Consider the following 15,535-nt stretch of genomic DNA (forward strand, 5'->3'; position numbering starts at 1 on the left):
CTCCTGATCGAGCCGGCTCATGCGCTCCTCCGTGTCGTCCCGTGACACGGTAGGTCGACTTCAACCGGAGGCGACATCTCGTAAATCTGGCCGTCGCCTTACTCACACATTCGCGCGTCGCGCTACAACGTCACCGATCGGGTTTTGCAGATGCCGCGCGACAAAGCTCTGGCTCTCAAGGACGATCAGGACGAAACCAACGAACTCGCCGTCGCGGCCGGTTTGGTGATCGATCATGAAGGTCCCTACCGGATCGAGCTAGAAGCCTCCATCGCAGCCTACTTCGCGAAGGCCGCCTGATCGCCTGCATTCTATATCAATCGGAGCTCTAGCTCATGACCACACTTCTCGGCTTCCAGCTGGCCGATGCGGCTGGCGTTAACATCCAGGGAGACGATACCGATCCTCTCGACCTCCGGTCATTCGAGGTCATGTCCCCAGCCTACGCCGTCGATGCCATAGCGGAACTCGCCGGAGGACAGAGGTACCTGCTGATGCCTGTGTTCGAGGGTGACGTGGAAGAACCCACAGTCCTCCCGTCCAAGACGGCGATCATCCCAGAGAACGGCAACGTAACAGCTGCCCTCCTCCAGGTTCTGCGTACGATCAAGTCGTGGCCCGCCAATGGCAATTCCGATCCTGATGTAATGGGCGCAGCTCTTGATAACATGGTCCAACTCGCGGGAGATGCGGTTCGGAAGGCGGAGGCCACCCTAGCAGCTCGGAAGGCTGCATCATCTCCCAAGCGCATCATGGCCAGGTTCGTGCCCCACGATGACTTCTCCGCCTTCGGCGAGCTGACCGACGGCGCCGTTGGGATCGACGTCACCGACCAGATTCTTGCAATGCCACGCGAGGACGCCCTCAGCTTGAAGGACAACACCGATCCCATGGATCAGCTCGCCTATGACTTCAAGAACGAAGTCGGACACTCCGGCCCCTACCACGTGGAGCTTGAGCAGGCGATCCGGTCGTACTTCGGCATCCAGACCAAGCCAAACCAGGTTAGCGAGGCCCTTCTTCTCGCCTACCGGATGTCACTGGGTGGTTCGACCACGGAGGATGAGCGCCGCAGTCTTGATTCCGCACTTCTCGCCATCTTCGGAGCGCCCTACTCGTCCATCATGGCCGCCCGCTGGCCGAATGCGATCGATCTCGGGCTCGTCGCCAACGGAACAGCCGAGGAATGCGCCTCGGCCAATCTTCCCAGCGCCGATGGCGACCCCGAGTTCCGCGACTATCTCGTCTCATGGTCGATCGACATGGACGCATCCAGCCCCGCGGTCGCTGCTGAACTCACTCGGAACATCCTAACGGATCCAGAGAATTGCTCCTGGCACTTCCGAGTGACAGACAAGACCACCGGCCTTACCCACGACGTCCATCTGCCTGAAAGCCATACGGCCCCCTGACCGCGGCAACATTCCAGGAACACCATGTTCAAAGACCATATCATTGGCCGCGCCGATAATCCGTTCCTGATCCTGGCAGCCGACCTCGACAGCCGTCTCACCCCCGAGGACCGGGAAACCCTTCGTGCGGTCGCAGCCCAAGCGATGCTCGATGCCCCCACGTCTCCGACAAGACGGAAGCCGTGGATCGAGTTTGAACACGAACTCTATAGATTCCGGGCTAAGCGCAACCGCAACGACCTTGAAGTCGAGCTGATCGACCAACCAACCCTCACGGAAGCACTGAAGGACAGAGGGCTCGTACATCGCCGCGACCCGCTCACTGACCATGATGGGCGCCATGAGATCCGCGCTGCCGCCGGCTCATTGCTTGGGCGCTACACTCCTACGGAGGCCTGGGCGAAAATCCTCTTCCAGGAGGCGCGGCCGCACCCGACGTTCGACGCTTCAAAGGTCACCATCGAACGGCATCGGCCGAGCGTCACTCAGGGAGAGGTCACCGTCACCTATGACGGGCAGGTAATCAACCGCTATGGGGATTCCATCGTTCTCCTGCCACTCGGCGGCACTGTTCCAGAAGGAGCCGAACTCCTAGACGGCTGGCATGGTCACGGCGACGCCTATTGGATCGAAGTGGCCAGGCGGATTATTGCCCGGGGTATCTGGTAGCAGGCCCAAGAACTTCATACTTATCGCGATAGGTGCCATGCATCAGAATCAAGCCGTCGCTCACCAGCCTTCGTTCGAAGCTGCACGCACAAGGATGCTGATCTTGTGATCTTTCACATCGGGTTCGGAATGTGACTTACTGGTTGTTCATTGTCCTTTAGAAACTCGTAGGTCCGGGAGTCCAGAAGGACGCTGTTGGGAGTAGCGGAGCCGGTAGTGTCCGAAGTGGAAGTGGGGTTTTTTGGCGAAACTGGGCCTTGAGTCGCTCCTCCGCCTGTGGCGGCACCGGCAACACCTAATACGGCTCCAGCGATTTGCATGCTCCGGACTTGCGCGGCAGATTTACGTGCCTTCTTCAGTTCATGCTCAAGCGAGCCATCGAGTTTGTTCAAGGCTTCAAGAGCCGCCTCTCGCTCTAAGATCAATTGCGCCGCCCTAACTCGCAGGTGATCGTCCTTGGATGTAGTGACCAATCGATCCAACGAGTTGCCTAGAAGCTCAAAGCGCTCGGCAATCACAGTTCGTTCCTTGAACTTTGTATCTATGAATCGATGCCGAACCTCCTTTTCCATTGGGCGTAGATCAAACGCTTCTGTAACTAGGTTATTGCTTTCGTCCCTCGTAATCCAAAAGGCTTTCTCCGTTCTGAGCGGAACGAAGTCTTTGGAAGAGTCAGCGTCTTTGTAGACGTTATTCCGTGCGAAGGAGACAGCTAGAGTTCGCATAGGTGATGTGCCAACGCCAACGAACCGAAGGTTACCGCCAATTAGCCGGGTGGACACGTTTGGAGGCATTAGACCCGCGTACGAATCCGCATTCCTCTGTTGCTCATACGCTGCCATGTAGAGAGCCCCTGAAGCATTCGAGGCGGTTAATGCTTGCGCGGCTTGATTCACAGCTCTGCTCAGAGCTTCCTGCAACTCGCTGCTTATGCGAGAGTCGGAAGCAGATTTTGTGAGTTCCCAAATCCCTTTTTGTGCAAGGGTGTATAGCTGCTTGTTCCCCATCAACGGTGGGCTCACGGGCGGGCCAGGGGGTACAGTGGGCGGACGAACGGTTTCTGTGTATTGGGCAAAGTGGACTGTTTCTTTACCGATGCTGTCGGCAGAGATCGCTTGGTCGAAGAGCATTGCCCCTGATGCTATCAGTGCAACCTTTGCAATCGCATTCAGCATTGTGACCTCCACACGGCAGTCCGATTGAATCATTGCAGGGCTAGATGCTATAAGTATCGATTATCTCCAAAAGCGCTTTTTTCGTTTGCAATGCTGCCTCTACCGTGGATCGTGCGTACTCCAGTTCTAGTGTGATTTCGTTGAATCTTTGGATCTGAGCGCTGAATGTGGCATATTGCTGGACCGCAGTATGCCATTCAGGTGCCTCCTCGATCGTACGCAACTGGGCTGGCAGTCCTGGATTAGTTCCTCTGAGTGCAGACGCTCTGAATTCTTGGCATTTGCTTGGTACGTGGGCTTGGAAAGGTGCGGTCGCATTCGCCTTGAAAGGTGGCGTGGGCCAGAGATTGAACAGAGTAAAATTTGGACGCGAGATGGCATGCCCACCTTCAACAACTGCGATCAAGCGATCCCACTCGGTTTGAAACTCCGGATTTTCATACGCAGGAACTTTTCTTAGATACGAAGTTGCCCACTGGCGTGTGACTGGTCCCTGTTCCGGTGGAGGGTATCTCCTGCCATTGGCGTGCGTCATAGCATAGTTCACTGCAACGCATCGCTCTATCGGCGCTAAGCTGGTTCCCAGAGCGCGTTCCATCTGCTGGCCGAAAGGTCCGGACCGTAGCTCGTCTAGTTGCGCTGTCCTCTGGTTATTTCGATCGACTACCTCGTGTGCGGCTGAACTTGGCTCATGAGGATTGACTATCCTGTCGATCCACTTGACGTATTCCTTCAAACGTGAACGCGCAGTTGGCCCATCGTAGTCGAGATGATTTAGAAGCGCTGCTTCTGTCACTGATGCAATTGTGACTGCGATTGCGGCGTCTGAGTCCGTGGGGTAGTCGCCGACTTGTAGGTTGGATCTGGATTTCGAGAGTCGGCGTAGGATGTCCGTTAGGTCGTCCTGTCGCTTAGCGTTCAACCAAGCGGCGTGATCCACATACTCGTCAATGGTTCTTAGTTCGCGGGCATAGTCGGCGACGCAGCTCTTTATCTCACGATGAAGGTCCCGGACCGACTGTTTGCGTAAGTCGGTTCGAATTTGTTCGTTCATTTGAGCCAGTTTGATTAATATGTCCGCAGTGGCGCTCTGGATCGAGGAGAGCTGATTTGCCATCACCCTAAGTCGGGGAAGAATCGACCTAACTATGGCTCCCGTCGCGTCCCTTGAATTATGGGATATTATAGCTCCCGCTACTATCGCCGCCACTGCAATAGCGGCGGCCGCATATGAGGCTGATGCCGTTCTCGTTAAGAGAGGAAGCGGCACTGGTGCGACAGCGATCGCTACACCAGATCCTAGAGACTGCAACACAGCACGGCGAGTCAAAGCGCGCATATGGGCCTCCTAATCCAATCTGAGATGGATGAGAATTTTCGTGAGTTCAAGTAGTAGCTCGGAAACGGGGTGGCGCTGATTGGCACTTCGAGGTAACGACCTCGCGAGCGAAGGTAGTTTTGGCATAGGAATTCCCATGATTTCCTAGGAATTCAGCAGCTATACACCTCACGCAACTACAGTCTTTGCTGGACTAGGTGCTCAGGAGTTCAATTGCTTAAGAGCCCCGGTTGAAGGCCATCGCTAAATACTCACACGAGCCACGATCGAGTTTCCGTTACCACTCGGCTTTCCGGAATACTTTAACTTCAGGTGGGGTACCGATCAGTACCCTGTACTGAGTATGAATACTGGCAACCCGGGTTAGGCCCCCGCCAAACCCCATCTGAGAAATAAACGCAGTCGCTTCCGCGACCGCGGCGCTTCTGCGCGCACGCTTTCCAAAGGATTCTAGTGACGATGACCGCAGCCGCAATGCAAATCGCTGACCAGATCGAGGCCTGCTGGACCATCAACAAGTCCACCCGGCTCAATATCGATCTCGTGGCCCGTAAACTCGGTGTTTCCATCAAGGAAGCCCGCAGCCGACTAAAGCTCGCGGTCATCTCCCCTAGGATTGTCGAAGCGTTCCGTGCGGGCAGGATTGGTCTCGATCAGATCGAGGCCCTGACCATCAGTCTCGATCACGACCTTCAGGAGAGGACTGTCTTTGAGGCGATCAATGACTGGCAGCTCCAACCGGAGCAGATCAAAGCTGTTCTCAGCCAGGGGCCGTTGAAGGAGACCCACAAGTACGTCGTCTTCGTGGGGCTCGATGCCTACGAGGCTGAAGGTGGGACCGTCATCCGGGACCTCCTTGCCGAGCCGGGCCAGGGTGTCATCACCAACCGCCAACTCCTGGTCCGCCTCGCAGCCAACAAGATCGATACCACCATCGCCCAGGTCCGTGAGGAAGGCTGGAAATGGGTCGAGGCGTATCCTGCGGAGGACCCGCAGCTCGAGCGCATCGCCTTCGATCATCCATTGCTGACCCACGGCCATCCGTTGGAGAGCCACGATATCCCGCCGCACTGGCTGTCCGTCTCAGGCGCCTTCGTCGGGCTCAACCCTGAAGGCTCGCTGAAGATCGAGCGCGGCTTGATCCTGCCCGAAGACATCGAGGCTGCCAAGGCCGCCCCGGCAGTGTTGGACGACCCAGTCAGCGCAGAGCCTTCAGCCCCTGTCGTCGCGGAGGAGCAAAACCCTGCGGGTCAGCTAGAGCCTGTTGCGCCAGCGGCCGACCAGGATGATTTGACAGCACTCGATGCAGCGCCGGCCGAGGCTGAGCCTGCCGATGCTGATCAAAATGACGTCGTTGTCCCCGACCAGGATGTTGACAGCCAGGATCCCGCTACTCAGAACAATACGGCTGTCGTGGCCGCTAGCCCGAGCCCAGCGCCTGCAGCTCCGGTCGCTCCAGCGCCCGTTTCCGTCAGCAAGAACTACCGCATCCAACCCGGTGAGATCGCACGCATTGGCTCCTGGAAGGCGACTGCCGAGCGGAACGTCAGCATTGTCGAGCTCACGAAGCAGATCGTAGCTGAAGACCGCGAAGCCACCGACGACGAGAAGTCCCTCCTGACGAAGTATACCGGCTGGGGCGCCAGCGAGATCGCCAACGGCCTGTTCGGCGACCAGTGGGGCAACGTCCGCTACGACTGGCAGGATCTGAACCAAAGGATCAGGGCCGCCCTATCGGACGAGGAATTCGCGGAGGCAAAGCGGACTACCCAGTACGCTCACTATACGAGCGAAGCGATCATCACCGGCATCTTCGTCGGTCTCGCTCACATGGGATTTGCGGGGGGATCCGTGTTGGAGCCGGGAATGGGCATTGGTCTGTTCAACGGCCTCATGCCCGATGCGATGGCCGCCCGCAGCAGCTATACGGGCATCGAGTATGACACCGTTACGGCACAGATCGCCCGACTACTCTATCCTTCGAGCAACGTCATCACTGGCGACTATGCCAAGACCGCCCTCCCGCGAGACTTCTTCGATGTGGCTATCGGCAACCCGCCCTTCAGCACCACCCGCGTGCTCAACGACCCGGAATACAAGAAGCATAGCTTCCTGCTGCATGATTACTTCATCGCTAAGAGCCTAGATCGTGTCCGGCCTGGCGGTCTTGTCGTCCTAATCACCAGCAAGGGGACGATGGACAAGCAGAACAGCAAGGCCCGCCGCTATATGGCAGCGAGTGCCAATCTGCTCGGCGCCATCCGACTGCCCCAGACCGCATTCAAGGAGAACGCCGGTACCGAAGTGGTCACCGACGTCCTGTTCCTTCAGAAGCGAGGCCTAGACATTGGGCCGAACGGCATAGACTGGCTTGAAACCCGGACCATAGACGTCAACCGCAGCCCGGCGACGATCAATCAGTACTTCGTCGATCACCCCGAGATGGTGCTCGGCAGCCACGCCATGACGAGCTCGATGTACCGGGGGCGGGAATACACAGTCGAGCCGCTGCCCAACGTCGCCATCGAAGACGCCTTTGCCGCGGCGGTCCTGCGCCTACCCGCCGGCATCTACGCGGAAGCTGCGGCTCCCACTGCGGTCGAGCCCCCGGCGCGCGAGTACAACCCGCGCCACCGCAAGGAAGGTGGGCTCTATCTCAATGATGACGGCGTCGTCATGCAGGTCGACCACGGTATTGGCGTGCCGCTTACCGAACGGGTGAACTCTACCGGCAAAAAGCTGACCCTGCGCCATAGTGAGCTTGCCTGGCTCAACGGCTTCATCGGCGTTCGCGATGCCCTAAAGAAGACCCAGGCCGACCAGCTGAACGACGGCGACTGGGAGACCTCTCTCAAGGCGCTGAACGCAACCTACGATACATTTGTGAAGAAGCACGGCCACATCCTGGCCTACACGACCATCGAGCGGGACAATCCCGACGGTACTACCAGTGTCACCAAGCGGTACAAGAACGAGCCGCTGATCCGTATCGATGCCGAAGGGGCCCTCGCCTATGCTATGGAGCGCATCGACGAGGAAGGGGAAATCCACAAAGGCGCAGCTCTCCTAGGCCGCGTTCTCAAGAGGGATCCTGAGCCGGTCATCCAGACTGTTCAGGACGCCTTGTTTGTCTCCCTCAATCGCCTTGGCTACTTCGACATCGATCATGTCGCCGCCCTTGCCAATACCGGACGCACCGAAGCCATCGCGGAACTCGGCACGGCCATCTACGAGGATCCTGCGGGTGCCAAATGGATCCTGGCCGACGAGTACCTGTCCGGCAATGTCGTCCAGAAGCTGAAAGAGGCGGTCACCGCGTCGGCGCTCGACCCGCGCTTCGCCCGAAACGTCGAAGCCCTGAACGCTGTCCAACCCAAGCACCTGGCAGCGTCCGACATCACCGTACGTCTCGGCGCCAACTGGATTCCGCCCTCGGACATCGAGGCATTTGCCAAGGAGATCATCGGCGACCGCATGCAGGTGTCCTACAACACCCAGCTGGGCGCCTGGACTGTCAACTGTTACAGCCCTGCCCTGTCGGAGTGGAGCTACGACAAGATGAACTCGGCCGAGATTCTGGCTGCAGTTCTCAACTCCAAGCAGATCAAGATCACATGGCGCGACGATGAAGGCCGCACCCATGTCGATGTTGAGGCCACCGAAAAAGGCAACGATATCGCAATCAAGATGCGTGAGGCCTTCGGCAAGTGGATCTGGACCGATGCCGAGCGGGCCGAACGTCTCGTGCTCTACTACAACGAGAACTTCAACAATATCGCTCCCCGGCACTTCGACGGATCCCACCTGACCCTGCCGGGCCTCTCCATGCGCTTCCGGCCGTACCCTCACCAAAAGCGGGCAATCTGGCGCATCATCCAGCAGGGAGACACCTATTTGGCGCATGCTGTCGGCGCGGGCAAAACCGCCGAGATGATCTGCGCCGGTATGGAACAGCGCCGCCTGGGCCTAATCGATAAGCCCATGTATGGCGTTCCGAACCACATGCTCGCCCAGTTCGCGCGGGAGTTCCTCGAGCTGTACCCGTCAGCGAACATCATGATTGCGGACGAGCATAACTTCCATACAGCGAACCGCCGTCGCTTCGTCACACAGGCCGCCCTCAATGGACCTGATGCCATTGTGATCACGCACTCGGCGTTCGGCCGTATCGGAATGAGTGATGCCTTCTATGAAGCTTTCGTCGGCAACCAGATCGCCGAATGGCAAGCAATCCTCGCAGACATCGACAGCAGCGAAAGACTGACCCGCAAGCAGATCGAACGCCGAATAGAATCGCTTGAGCGTCGTCTTGAAGCTCGCCTTGCCTCTGAGGCAAAAGACAAAGTCCTGACGTTCGAAGAACTCGGCGTCGACTTCCTCTTCATTGACGAAGCGCATGACTTCCGGAAGCTCGATTTTGCCACTAACCAGGGCAACATCAAGGGTATTGATCCTAACGGTTCGCAGCGTGCTCTCGACCTATTCATGAAGGTCGAGTACATCCGTTCACGCAAACCCGGACGCGCAGTCGTCATGGCTTCTGGCACACCCATCACTAACACGATGGGCGAACTCTTCACGATCCAACGCTTCTTCCAGCCCGATCAGCTGTCCGAGGATGGACTTGCGACGTTCGACGTCTGGGCCGCCCAATATGGCGACGTCGTGGCCGGCTTCGAGCAGAACGCCGCCGGCGGATACGAGATCGTCAGCCGGTTCTGCCGGTTCTTCAACGTCCCGGAGCTGATGCGCCGCGTCCGCAGCTTCATGGACATCCTGAATAGCAGCCAACTGGGCGAGCTCATCGAGCGCCCAATGATCGAGGGAGGCCATCGCCAAATCATCGTCACCCCGGCTCCGGAAGGCTACAAGGCTTACCAGAAGTTCCTGGAAACCCGGATCAAGGCCATCCGCCAGAGATCGGGCAAGCCGCAGCCTGGAGACGATATCATTCTGAGCGTCATCGCTGATGGCCGCTTCTCTGCCATCGACATGCGCTTCGTCTGTCAGGACATGGAGCCCGATCCGAACAGCAAGCTCAACCGCATGCTCGACGACGTGATTGCGACCTACCACGAGACGGCTGACTACGAGTACCTGGACACGATCACGAAGAACGTAGACTCGCTCAAGGGCGCCACGTCGATCGTCTTCTCCGATATCGGCCTTGGCGAACAGTCCGCAGCCAACCGCGGCTTCGATATGAAGGAATGGATGCGCGCAAAGCTCGTTGCTGGTGGCGTCAAGCCCGAGCACATTGCCTTCATGCGGGATCACAAGCAGCACGCGAAGAAGGAGCGGCTTTTCGCGGACATGAGGGAAGGCAGAAAGCGGATCCTCGTGGGCGGACGCGATATGGAAACCGGTGTGAACGTCCAGAAGCGCCTGCGCGATCTCTTCCACCTGGACGCGCCCTGGTTCCCTGCATCGGTACAGCAGCGCGAAGGCCGCATCGAGCGACAAGGCAATCAGAACTCCGAGATCCGGATCCGCGCCTATGCCACGAAGGGCTCCTATGACTCGACCATGTGGGGCATGAACGCCCGCAAGGCCCGCTTCATTGAGCAGGCTATGAATGGTGACGACAGCGTTCGCTCGTTGGATGATGTCAGTGAGGCATCTGCCTTCCAGATGGCCTCTGCCCTCGCTTCGGGTGATGAGCGCTACATGAAGGTCGCAGGCCTCCGGTCTGACGTAGAGCGCCTTGAGCGCCTGCGCCAAGCCCATAACTCTGAGCAAGGCCAGCTACTGCGCGATCGCCACCACAACAAGGAGCTCATCAGAATCTCCGAAGAGTGCATCGCAGCGACCAAGATTGCTCTCCAATCCCGTCAGCCGATCGAGACGGGCCAGTTCTCAGCCAAAGTCGGTTCCCGCGTCTTCGACAAGCGCGACGACTTCGGCAAGGCCCTTTGCAATGCCATGGTCCCATTCATCAACAGCGAGGTCCAGGGCTCCAAGCCCATTGGCGAGATCGGCGGTCTTCAGCTGGTCTATTTCGGTCGTAAGCACGGCGTCCGTGGGCGCTACGAAGCGGAGGTCTACCTGGATATCCCAGGGGATCCGAACCCGCTGGTCCAGTTTCCTTGGGACGACGATATCGCCTACGGCGGCATCGCCACTCGGGCGATCAACCAGCTCAATGCCCTCGAAAAGCTCCTCGACCGTAGCGAGGACCGGATTGCTTCCTGCAAGCGCAAGCTCGAACAGATCAAAAACCGTATAGGGGCTCCGTTCCCCGAGGAGGCTGATCTGATTGAGAAGCAGGAGCAGCTCAAAGCCCTCGAAGAAGAGCTTGCCAACGAGCGTGCGGCAGAGGCAGAGCAGGAGGCCCAGGCCACCGCGGAAGCGGATGGTCAGGACCAGGATCAGCTACAGGCTGACTTCGCTACGCCCGATCTCAGCGGCCAGAGCACGACCTCAGTCAACGCCTACGGGGAGGACGATCCTCCTGAGGCCGCCAACGACGATCTGGCCATCGCTCAGTTGAAGACAGCCTTTGGCTCCTAGGCCTATTTCACTCGGCAACCCGGTCCTAGCTCCCAGATGCCTAGGATCGGGGCACAGCGCTTACGGGCAATGAGTAATTACCCAGGCCCTTGCATGAGTCGGGCTTCGCTGATTCCATGCCTGTATGGGCCGCAGCGATCTTGAGCGTCTGAGCAAGGAAGAGCTGATCGAGCTGGTGCTGCGACTGCAGCGGCCGCAAAAGACCTCACGCACGTCCTCAAAGCCGCCCTCGACCGATCGCAAGGAGCAGCGCGAGCGCTCCAAACCGGGCGGAGCCAAGCCCGGTCATGAAGGCCACAGCCGGATCCTCAGCGCCACGCCTGATGAGGTGGTCGAGCACCGTCCTGACCGGTGCTCGTGCTGTTCGGCTGTCCTGATGGCGGATTGGCCGGCGGAGACGATCAGCCTCCACGAGCAGATTGAGCTGCCGGAGGTGGCGCCCCGCGTCACCCAGCATCGGCGCCTGGCGGTGCGCTGCCGGGCGTGTGGAACGCGGATCGCCGCGGCCGTGCCGGACGCCGCCAAGGGGACACCGTTCGGGCCACGCGTCCATGCCATGGCGACTTATCTCAAGACCTTCCAGGCTCTGTCCTACGAGCGGCTGCAAAGCGCGTTCGCCGACCTCTTCGGTCTCACGCTCAGCCAGGGCGGCCTGATGACCATGCTGCGCCGAGCGCAGGGCGCCTTCGCGGGCGAGCGCGACAAGGCGGTTGCGGCGTTGCGCCGGGCCCGGGTCATCGCCTCCGACGAGACCGGCGTTCGGATCGAGGGCTCCAACGCCTATCATTGGGTGTTTCGCTGCGCCGAGGCGGTGGTCCATCACGCCTCTGCGACCCGGGGCGCCATCGTGGTCCGGACCCTGATGGACGGGCACCGGCCCGAGGTCTGGTGTTCCGACCGCTACAGCGCGCAACAGGGCCATGCCGACGCCCACCAGACCTGCCTGGCTCATCTTGCCCGCGACGTCGCCTATGCCGATGAGGCGAGCGCCGATGTCCTGCCCTCCCGCCTCCAGCTGTGGCTGTACCGGGCCTTTGCCCTGGCGGAGGAGGTCGGAACCCTTGCCGCCTCGACCCTCGCTCGCAAGCGCCGGGCCCTGGAGCGAAGTCTGGACGCTATCCTGGCCACGCCGACCTCCTGCGATCTGGCCCGTGACATTCAGAGCAAGGTCCGGCGCGCCCGCGATCAGCTCCTGACCTTCGCCCACTGGCCTGGACTGGTTGAGGCGACCAACAACGCCTGCGAACGCGCGCTCAGACCCGCCGTCATTCAGCGCAAGGTGACCAACGGCTATCGCTCCATGTGGGCCGCCGAGGGCGAGGCGGACATACGCACGGTCGTTGACACGGCTCGTCTCGGTCCGGCCACCAATGCGTTCAACACAATCCTTCAGACTGTGTCTGCCTGAACCTCAGTGCGAAATAGGGGCGTGGGTAATTACGGCAATGATTGCCGTTCCATGGGCATAAAAGATCCTGACTCCCTCTTGGCAGACTATACCCGCTAATCTTCACATACTTGAGCTGCGGCCAGACGCCTTTATACCTCTAAATCCCGCCTAGCAAACATCAGGAACGCTCTTTTACAATGTCGGAGGGGTATTTCTGCAAGTACAGCGACGGCATGCCATGAAGTTGCTCCTTATTGGACTGATTTTCATCCTGTTCCACGCATTCCCGGCACTCAGCCGAACCTTCCGCTATGAGATACCCTACGTGGAGCAAGTACTCGACGATGATGTAGTCGCGGAGTATCGTCCTTTTCGGTTTGCGAGGAAGACGCATGTACTAATCTTTGGAGAAACAGTCGTCATCGATAAACCTCTAAGGACAAGCGGCGGGGACGCCCTAATTTTCGCAGATAAAGTCGAAATAACAGACGGCGCCTTCATAGACACTAGGACGCGGATTCAGCATCCCTCGCCGTACTCTCGGATAAACACTCGGAGCACTCTCGGATGCGGTACGGTACCCATGCTGACAGGCTCTCGACGCTTTATCCGACCCTTCAGTGACTATTACTACCGCTATTCCGAAATCGATCCATCTTCAAACGAAGGGCCTATGCTGCCCCGTGGGCAATCCCCGGGAGTTTGCCACGGCGCAGCCCAGAACGGCCTCGACGCCCCCCGTAGTGGGATACGATGGGAGGCAGCACGTTCAGGGAGTATCTTTATCATAGCCCGCGAGCTCAAAGTGCCACCAAGCAAAGAGGATCCATTTGAGACCCTCGCGCGAAGTGCAAACTTCGATAGTGTTTCAAACGCAATTGCTCGTCGGCCAATTCGAGCACAGTTGCCGGAGCTTATCGAACCGAAGATCTTTACAGTTCAGGGGATGCGAGGCGGTCTCGGGGGCCTCGGATCCTATGGAGACGATGCGAATTGTGGCGCTTCGTGGGAAACAGAAAGGAACGGTAAAGTATTTCAGCCCTGTGATGCAGCTGAATTAAGAGTGCCCGGTGGTTTGTCTGGGCGGTCGTTCCGCGGAAGCGCCGGCGGAACTATTCGAGTCGACTGGTTACCTCCTTCGCCACGAGGGCCAATAACTGATGGTTCCGCCTTGCTGCAACGGATTAGCTTAACTGGCGTTGGACCAACCAACCCCTATCGGGTCAGAACACCCTCGGGTCACACACTAGGGTCTAACCCGACGATGAAAGCCTTCCCCATTGAAACGGAGGACGAGTCCCCGGACCTGCAGGCTCTCGTCGAACAGATTCTAACTGGCCGCTCAATCACCGAAAACAACTTTCCCGGCAACAATTACGTGGGCGCCATCCGGTTCATTGAGCAAGCATTAAAGTATCGGTTTACCCAAACCATCAATGACCGAGCGCAGGTAGAAGCCGTTAAGCATGGTGATGTCGATTATTACTTCGAGAGGGTTGAAGATTATCTCACTTATATTCTAATAAACGTTATCCACGCGAAACAGATGTGCCTTTTGCGCGGCATAACCGGGGAGCAAGCCGATGACTGTGACCCTTACAGGAAGCTCGGATTTGTCGGTGAGCCAGACGCAAGCGTGTTGGGAACGATTCCGCCGGAATTACAGCAACTGTTAAAAGATCATGCCGATTTGCCTGCCGAATATAGCTTAAAGGCATTTTTGAACCATTCTGCGAACCGTACAGGGCTGCTGGAGGTCGGCAATACCGATCCAGCCAAAACAATTGACGCGCTTATGAAGCGCATTGATCTGAATCTACTTCGAACAACCTTAAATGACGTTGTAGGAAGCCTGACAGATTTGAAAGAGATCGGGATATGGTCTCTAGAACTTAGAGACATCCCTCTACTCCAGCGTCAGATTGCCGAATTTGAAGATCTTCAGCGGAAGGCCGCAGCAGCTTCATCCAACAACCCGGTCAAACAGCTGGCTTCTTTGGCTGGCATCGCTCAACGGGCCGTTGAAGCATATCAGAAATCCAACATCGAAGGGATATTACGAGCAGGAGCCGACTTGCACCAACTGATCACGGATCACCCAGAACTCCTTCGTGATTATCGGCCACTAATAGAAGAATTGAGACGCAAACTTGAGGACATACGCGGCCAGATTGATAGGCGAAAGGTTGAAATCAGGGCGTCGAAGGTGAGATCCTTGCTACAACTTGCTAAGCTTACGCAAAACACTCAACGTAATTTCGCACAGGCATATAGGACCTTTCCTGATGTCCTCAAACGAATGCTCCTGGATGCAGCTCGCCTCTCTACGAGCGCTGCCTCGCCGGATCAGTATGTAACTCTTAGAAATGCTTGGGCGGAGTTAGCTTCTCAAACCCTATCAGACCAAATCTATGATCGAAGTGTAGCAGGATGTGGCGCCGGGCCCGTCGACTTTGATCTTTGGCTTAAAGAAGATAGGGCTGCGGTGCACTGCCTTGCATTTAACTGGCACGACCGCGATCGATTTATATTTCTGAAAGCCCATCCGATCTCAAATCAGAGAGTTCTATTGTTGAAGGTGCCTGCACGCACGCAGATAGCTGCGCGATCAACATATTTGTCATTCTCGGCAAATCAGATCGTGGTCTTGGATTCACCATAGGGAAATTGCCATTCGCCCGCCGCTGATAGCAATCTCAGTATGAACAATCCGGACGGTTCCACGAACAAGATAGCTGAACTCCGACCAAGCTTCAGGCCGAGATGTAGACGATCGCGGGAGCGAGGAACCGCGCTCTCTGCTAGCCCTCCCGATCGACTAAGCTACGCCGGAAACTGACCATCCTAAGTAACGGCTTCCGCCAATTGGGAGCGAGACGTATTCACTACAGGCAGAAGGATTTCGATGCTCGACTAGGGCGTGTCTGCAAAGGGCTATAGCCAGAGCATGATCATGCCGATGTTGACCATCGCGAGATAGTTGGCAGCGCGCTTCTCATAGCGTGTGGCGATGCGACGGAATTGCTTGAGGCGGTTGATC

Annotated in this window: 8 protein-coding genes and 1 pseudogene; 6 read left to right on the forward strand and 3 right to left on the reverse strand. The window is 57.8% G+C overall.

The features are described from left to right. Positions 1–150: 150 nt before the first annotated feature. From FS320_RS45280 to FS320_RS26110, 3 genes are read left to right on the forward strand one after another with little or no spacing between them, the layout of a single operon-like run. Positions 151–300, forward strand: coding sequence for a hypothetical protein (locus FS320_RS45280; RefSeq protein ID WP_153885329.1), 150 nt, complete (start codon positions 151–153; stop codon positions 298–300). Between the two features lie 35 nt (positions 301–335). After that, a complete protein-coding gene (locus tag FS320_RS26105; protein ID WP_152714859.1) occupies positions 336–1,412 on the forward strand; it encodes a hypothetical protein in 1,077 nt (358 codons plus the stop codon). Positions 1,413–1,436: 24 nt separating this feature from the next. After that, positions 1,437–2,081, forward strand: coding sequence for a hypothetical protein (locus FS320_RS26110; protein ID WP_152714861.1), 645 nt, complete (start codon positions 1,437–1,439; stop codon positions 2,079–2,081). A 113-nt stretch (positions 2,082–2,194) separates the two neighbouring features. On the opposite strand, the gene FS320_RS26115 is transcribed toward FS320_RS26110, so the two are convergent. Both FS320_RS26115 and FS320_RS26120 read right to left on the reverse strand, forming a co-directional pair. Beyond that, entirely contained in the window at positions 2,195–3,256 is a 1,062-nt protein-coding gene (locus FS320_RS26115; protein ID WP_152714862.1) for a hypothetical protein, read from the reverse strand. 40 nt (positions 3,257–3,296) lie between these two features. Then, positions 3,297–4,373, reverse strand: coding sequence for a hypothetical protein (locus FS320_RS26120; protein WP_152714864.1), 1,077 nt, complete (start codon positions 4,371–4,373; stop codon positions 3,297–3,299). Positions 4,374–5,054: 681 nt separating this feature from the next. Here FS320_RS26120 and FS320_RS26125 point away from each other — a divergent pair. The 3 genes from FS320_RS26125 to FS320_RS26135 all read left to right on the forward strand — a co-directional run bounded on the left by FS320_RS26125 (position 5,055) and on the right by FS320_RS26135 (position 15,157). After that, on the forward strand, positions 5,055–11,105 hold the full coding sequence (locus tag FS320_RS26125) for an Eco57I restriction-modification methylase domain-containing protein (RefSeq protein ID WP_152714866.1): 6,051 nt from the start codon (positions 5,055–5,057) through the stop codon (positions 11,103–11,105). 124 nt (positions 11,106–11,229) lie between these two features. Continuing rightward, positions 11,230–12,513, forward strand: a complete 1,284-nt coding sequence (gene tnpC / locus FS320_RS26130) for an IS66 family transposase (protein WP_152714868.1) — start codon at positions 11,230–11,232, stop codon at positions 12,511–12,513. A gap of 1,246 nt (positions 12,514–13,759) precedes the next feature. Next, entirely contained in the window at positions 13,760–15,157 is a 1,398-nt protein-coding gene (locus tag FS320_RS26135; protein WP_152714870.1) for a hypothetical protein, read from the forward strand. 272 nt (positions 15,158–15,429) lie between these two features. Here FS320_RS26135 and FS320_RS26140 read toward each other — a convergent pair. Then, positions 15,430–15,535 (reverse strand): annotated as a pseudogene (locus FS320_RS26140) (IS5-like element ISMra2 family transposase); the annotation flags it as partial.

Origin of the sequence: Microvirga tunisiensis, assembly GCF_009296175.1 — a bacterium.
GTDB lineage: Bacteria > Pseudomonadota > Alphaproteobacteria > Rhizobiales > Beijerinckiaceae > Microvirga > Microvirga tunisiensis.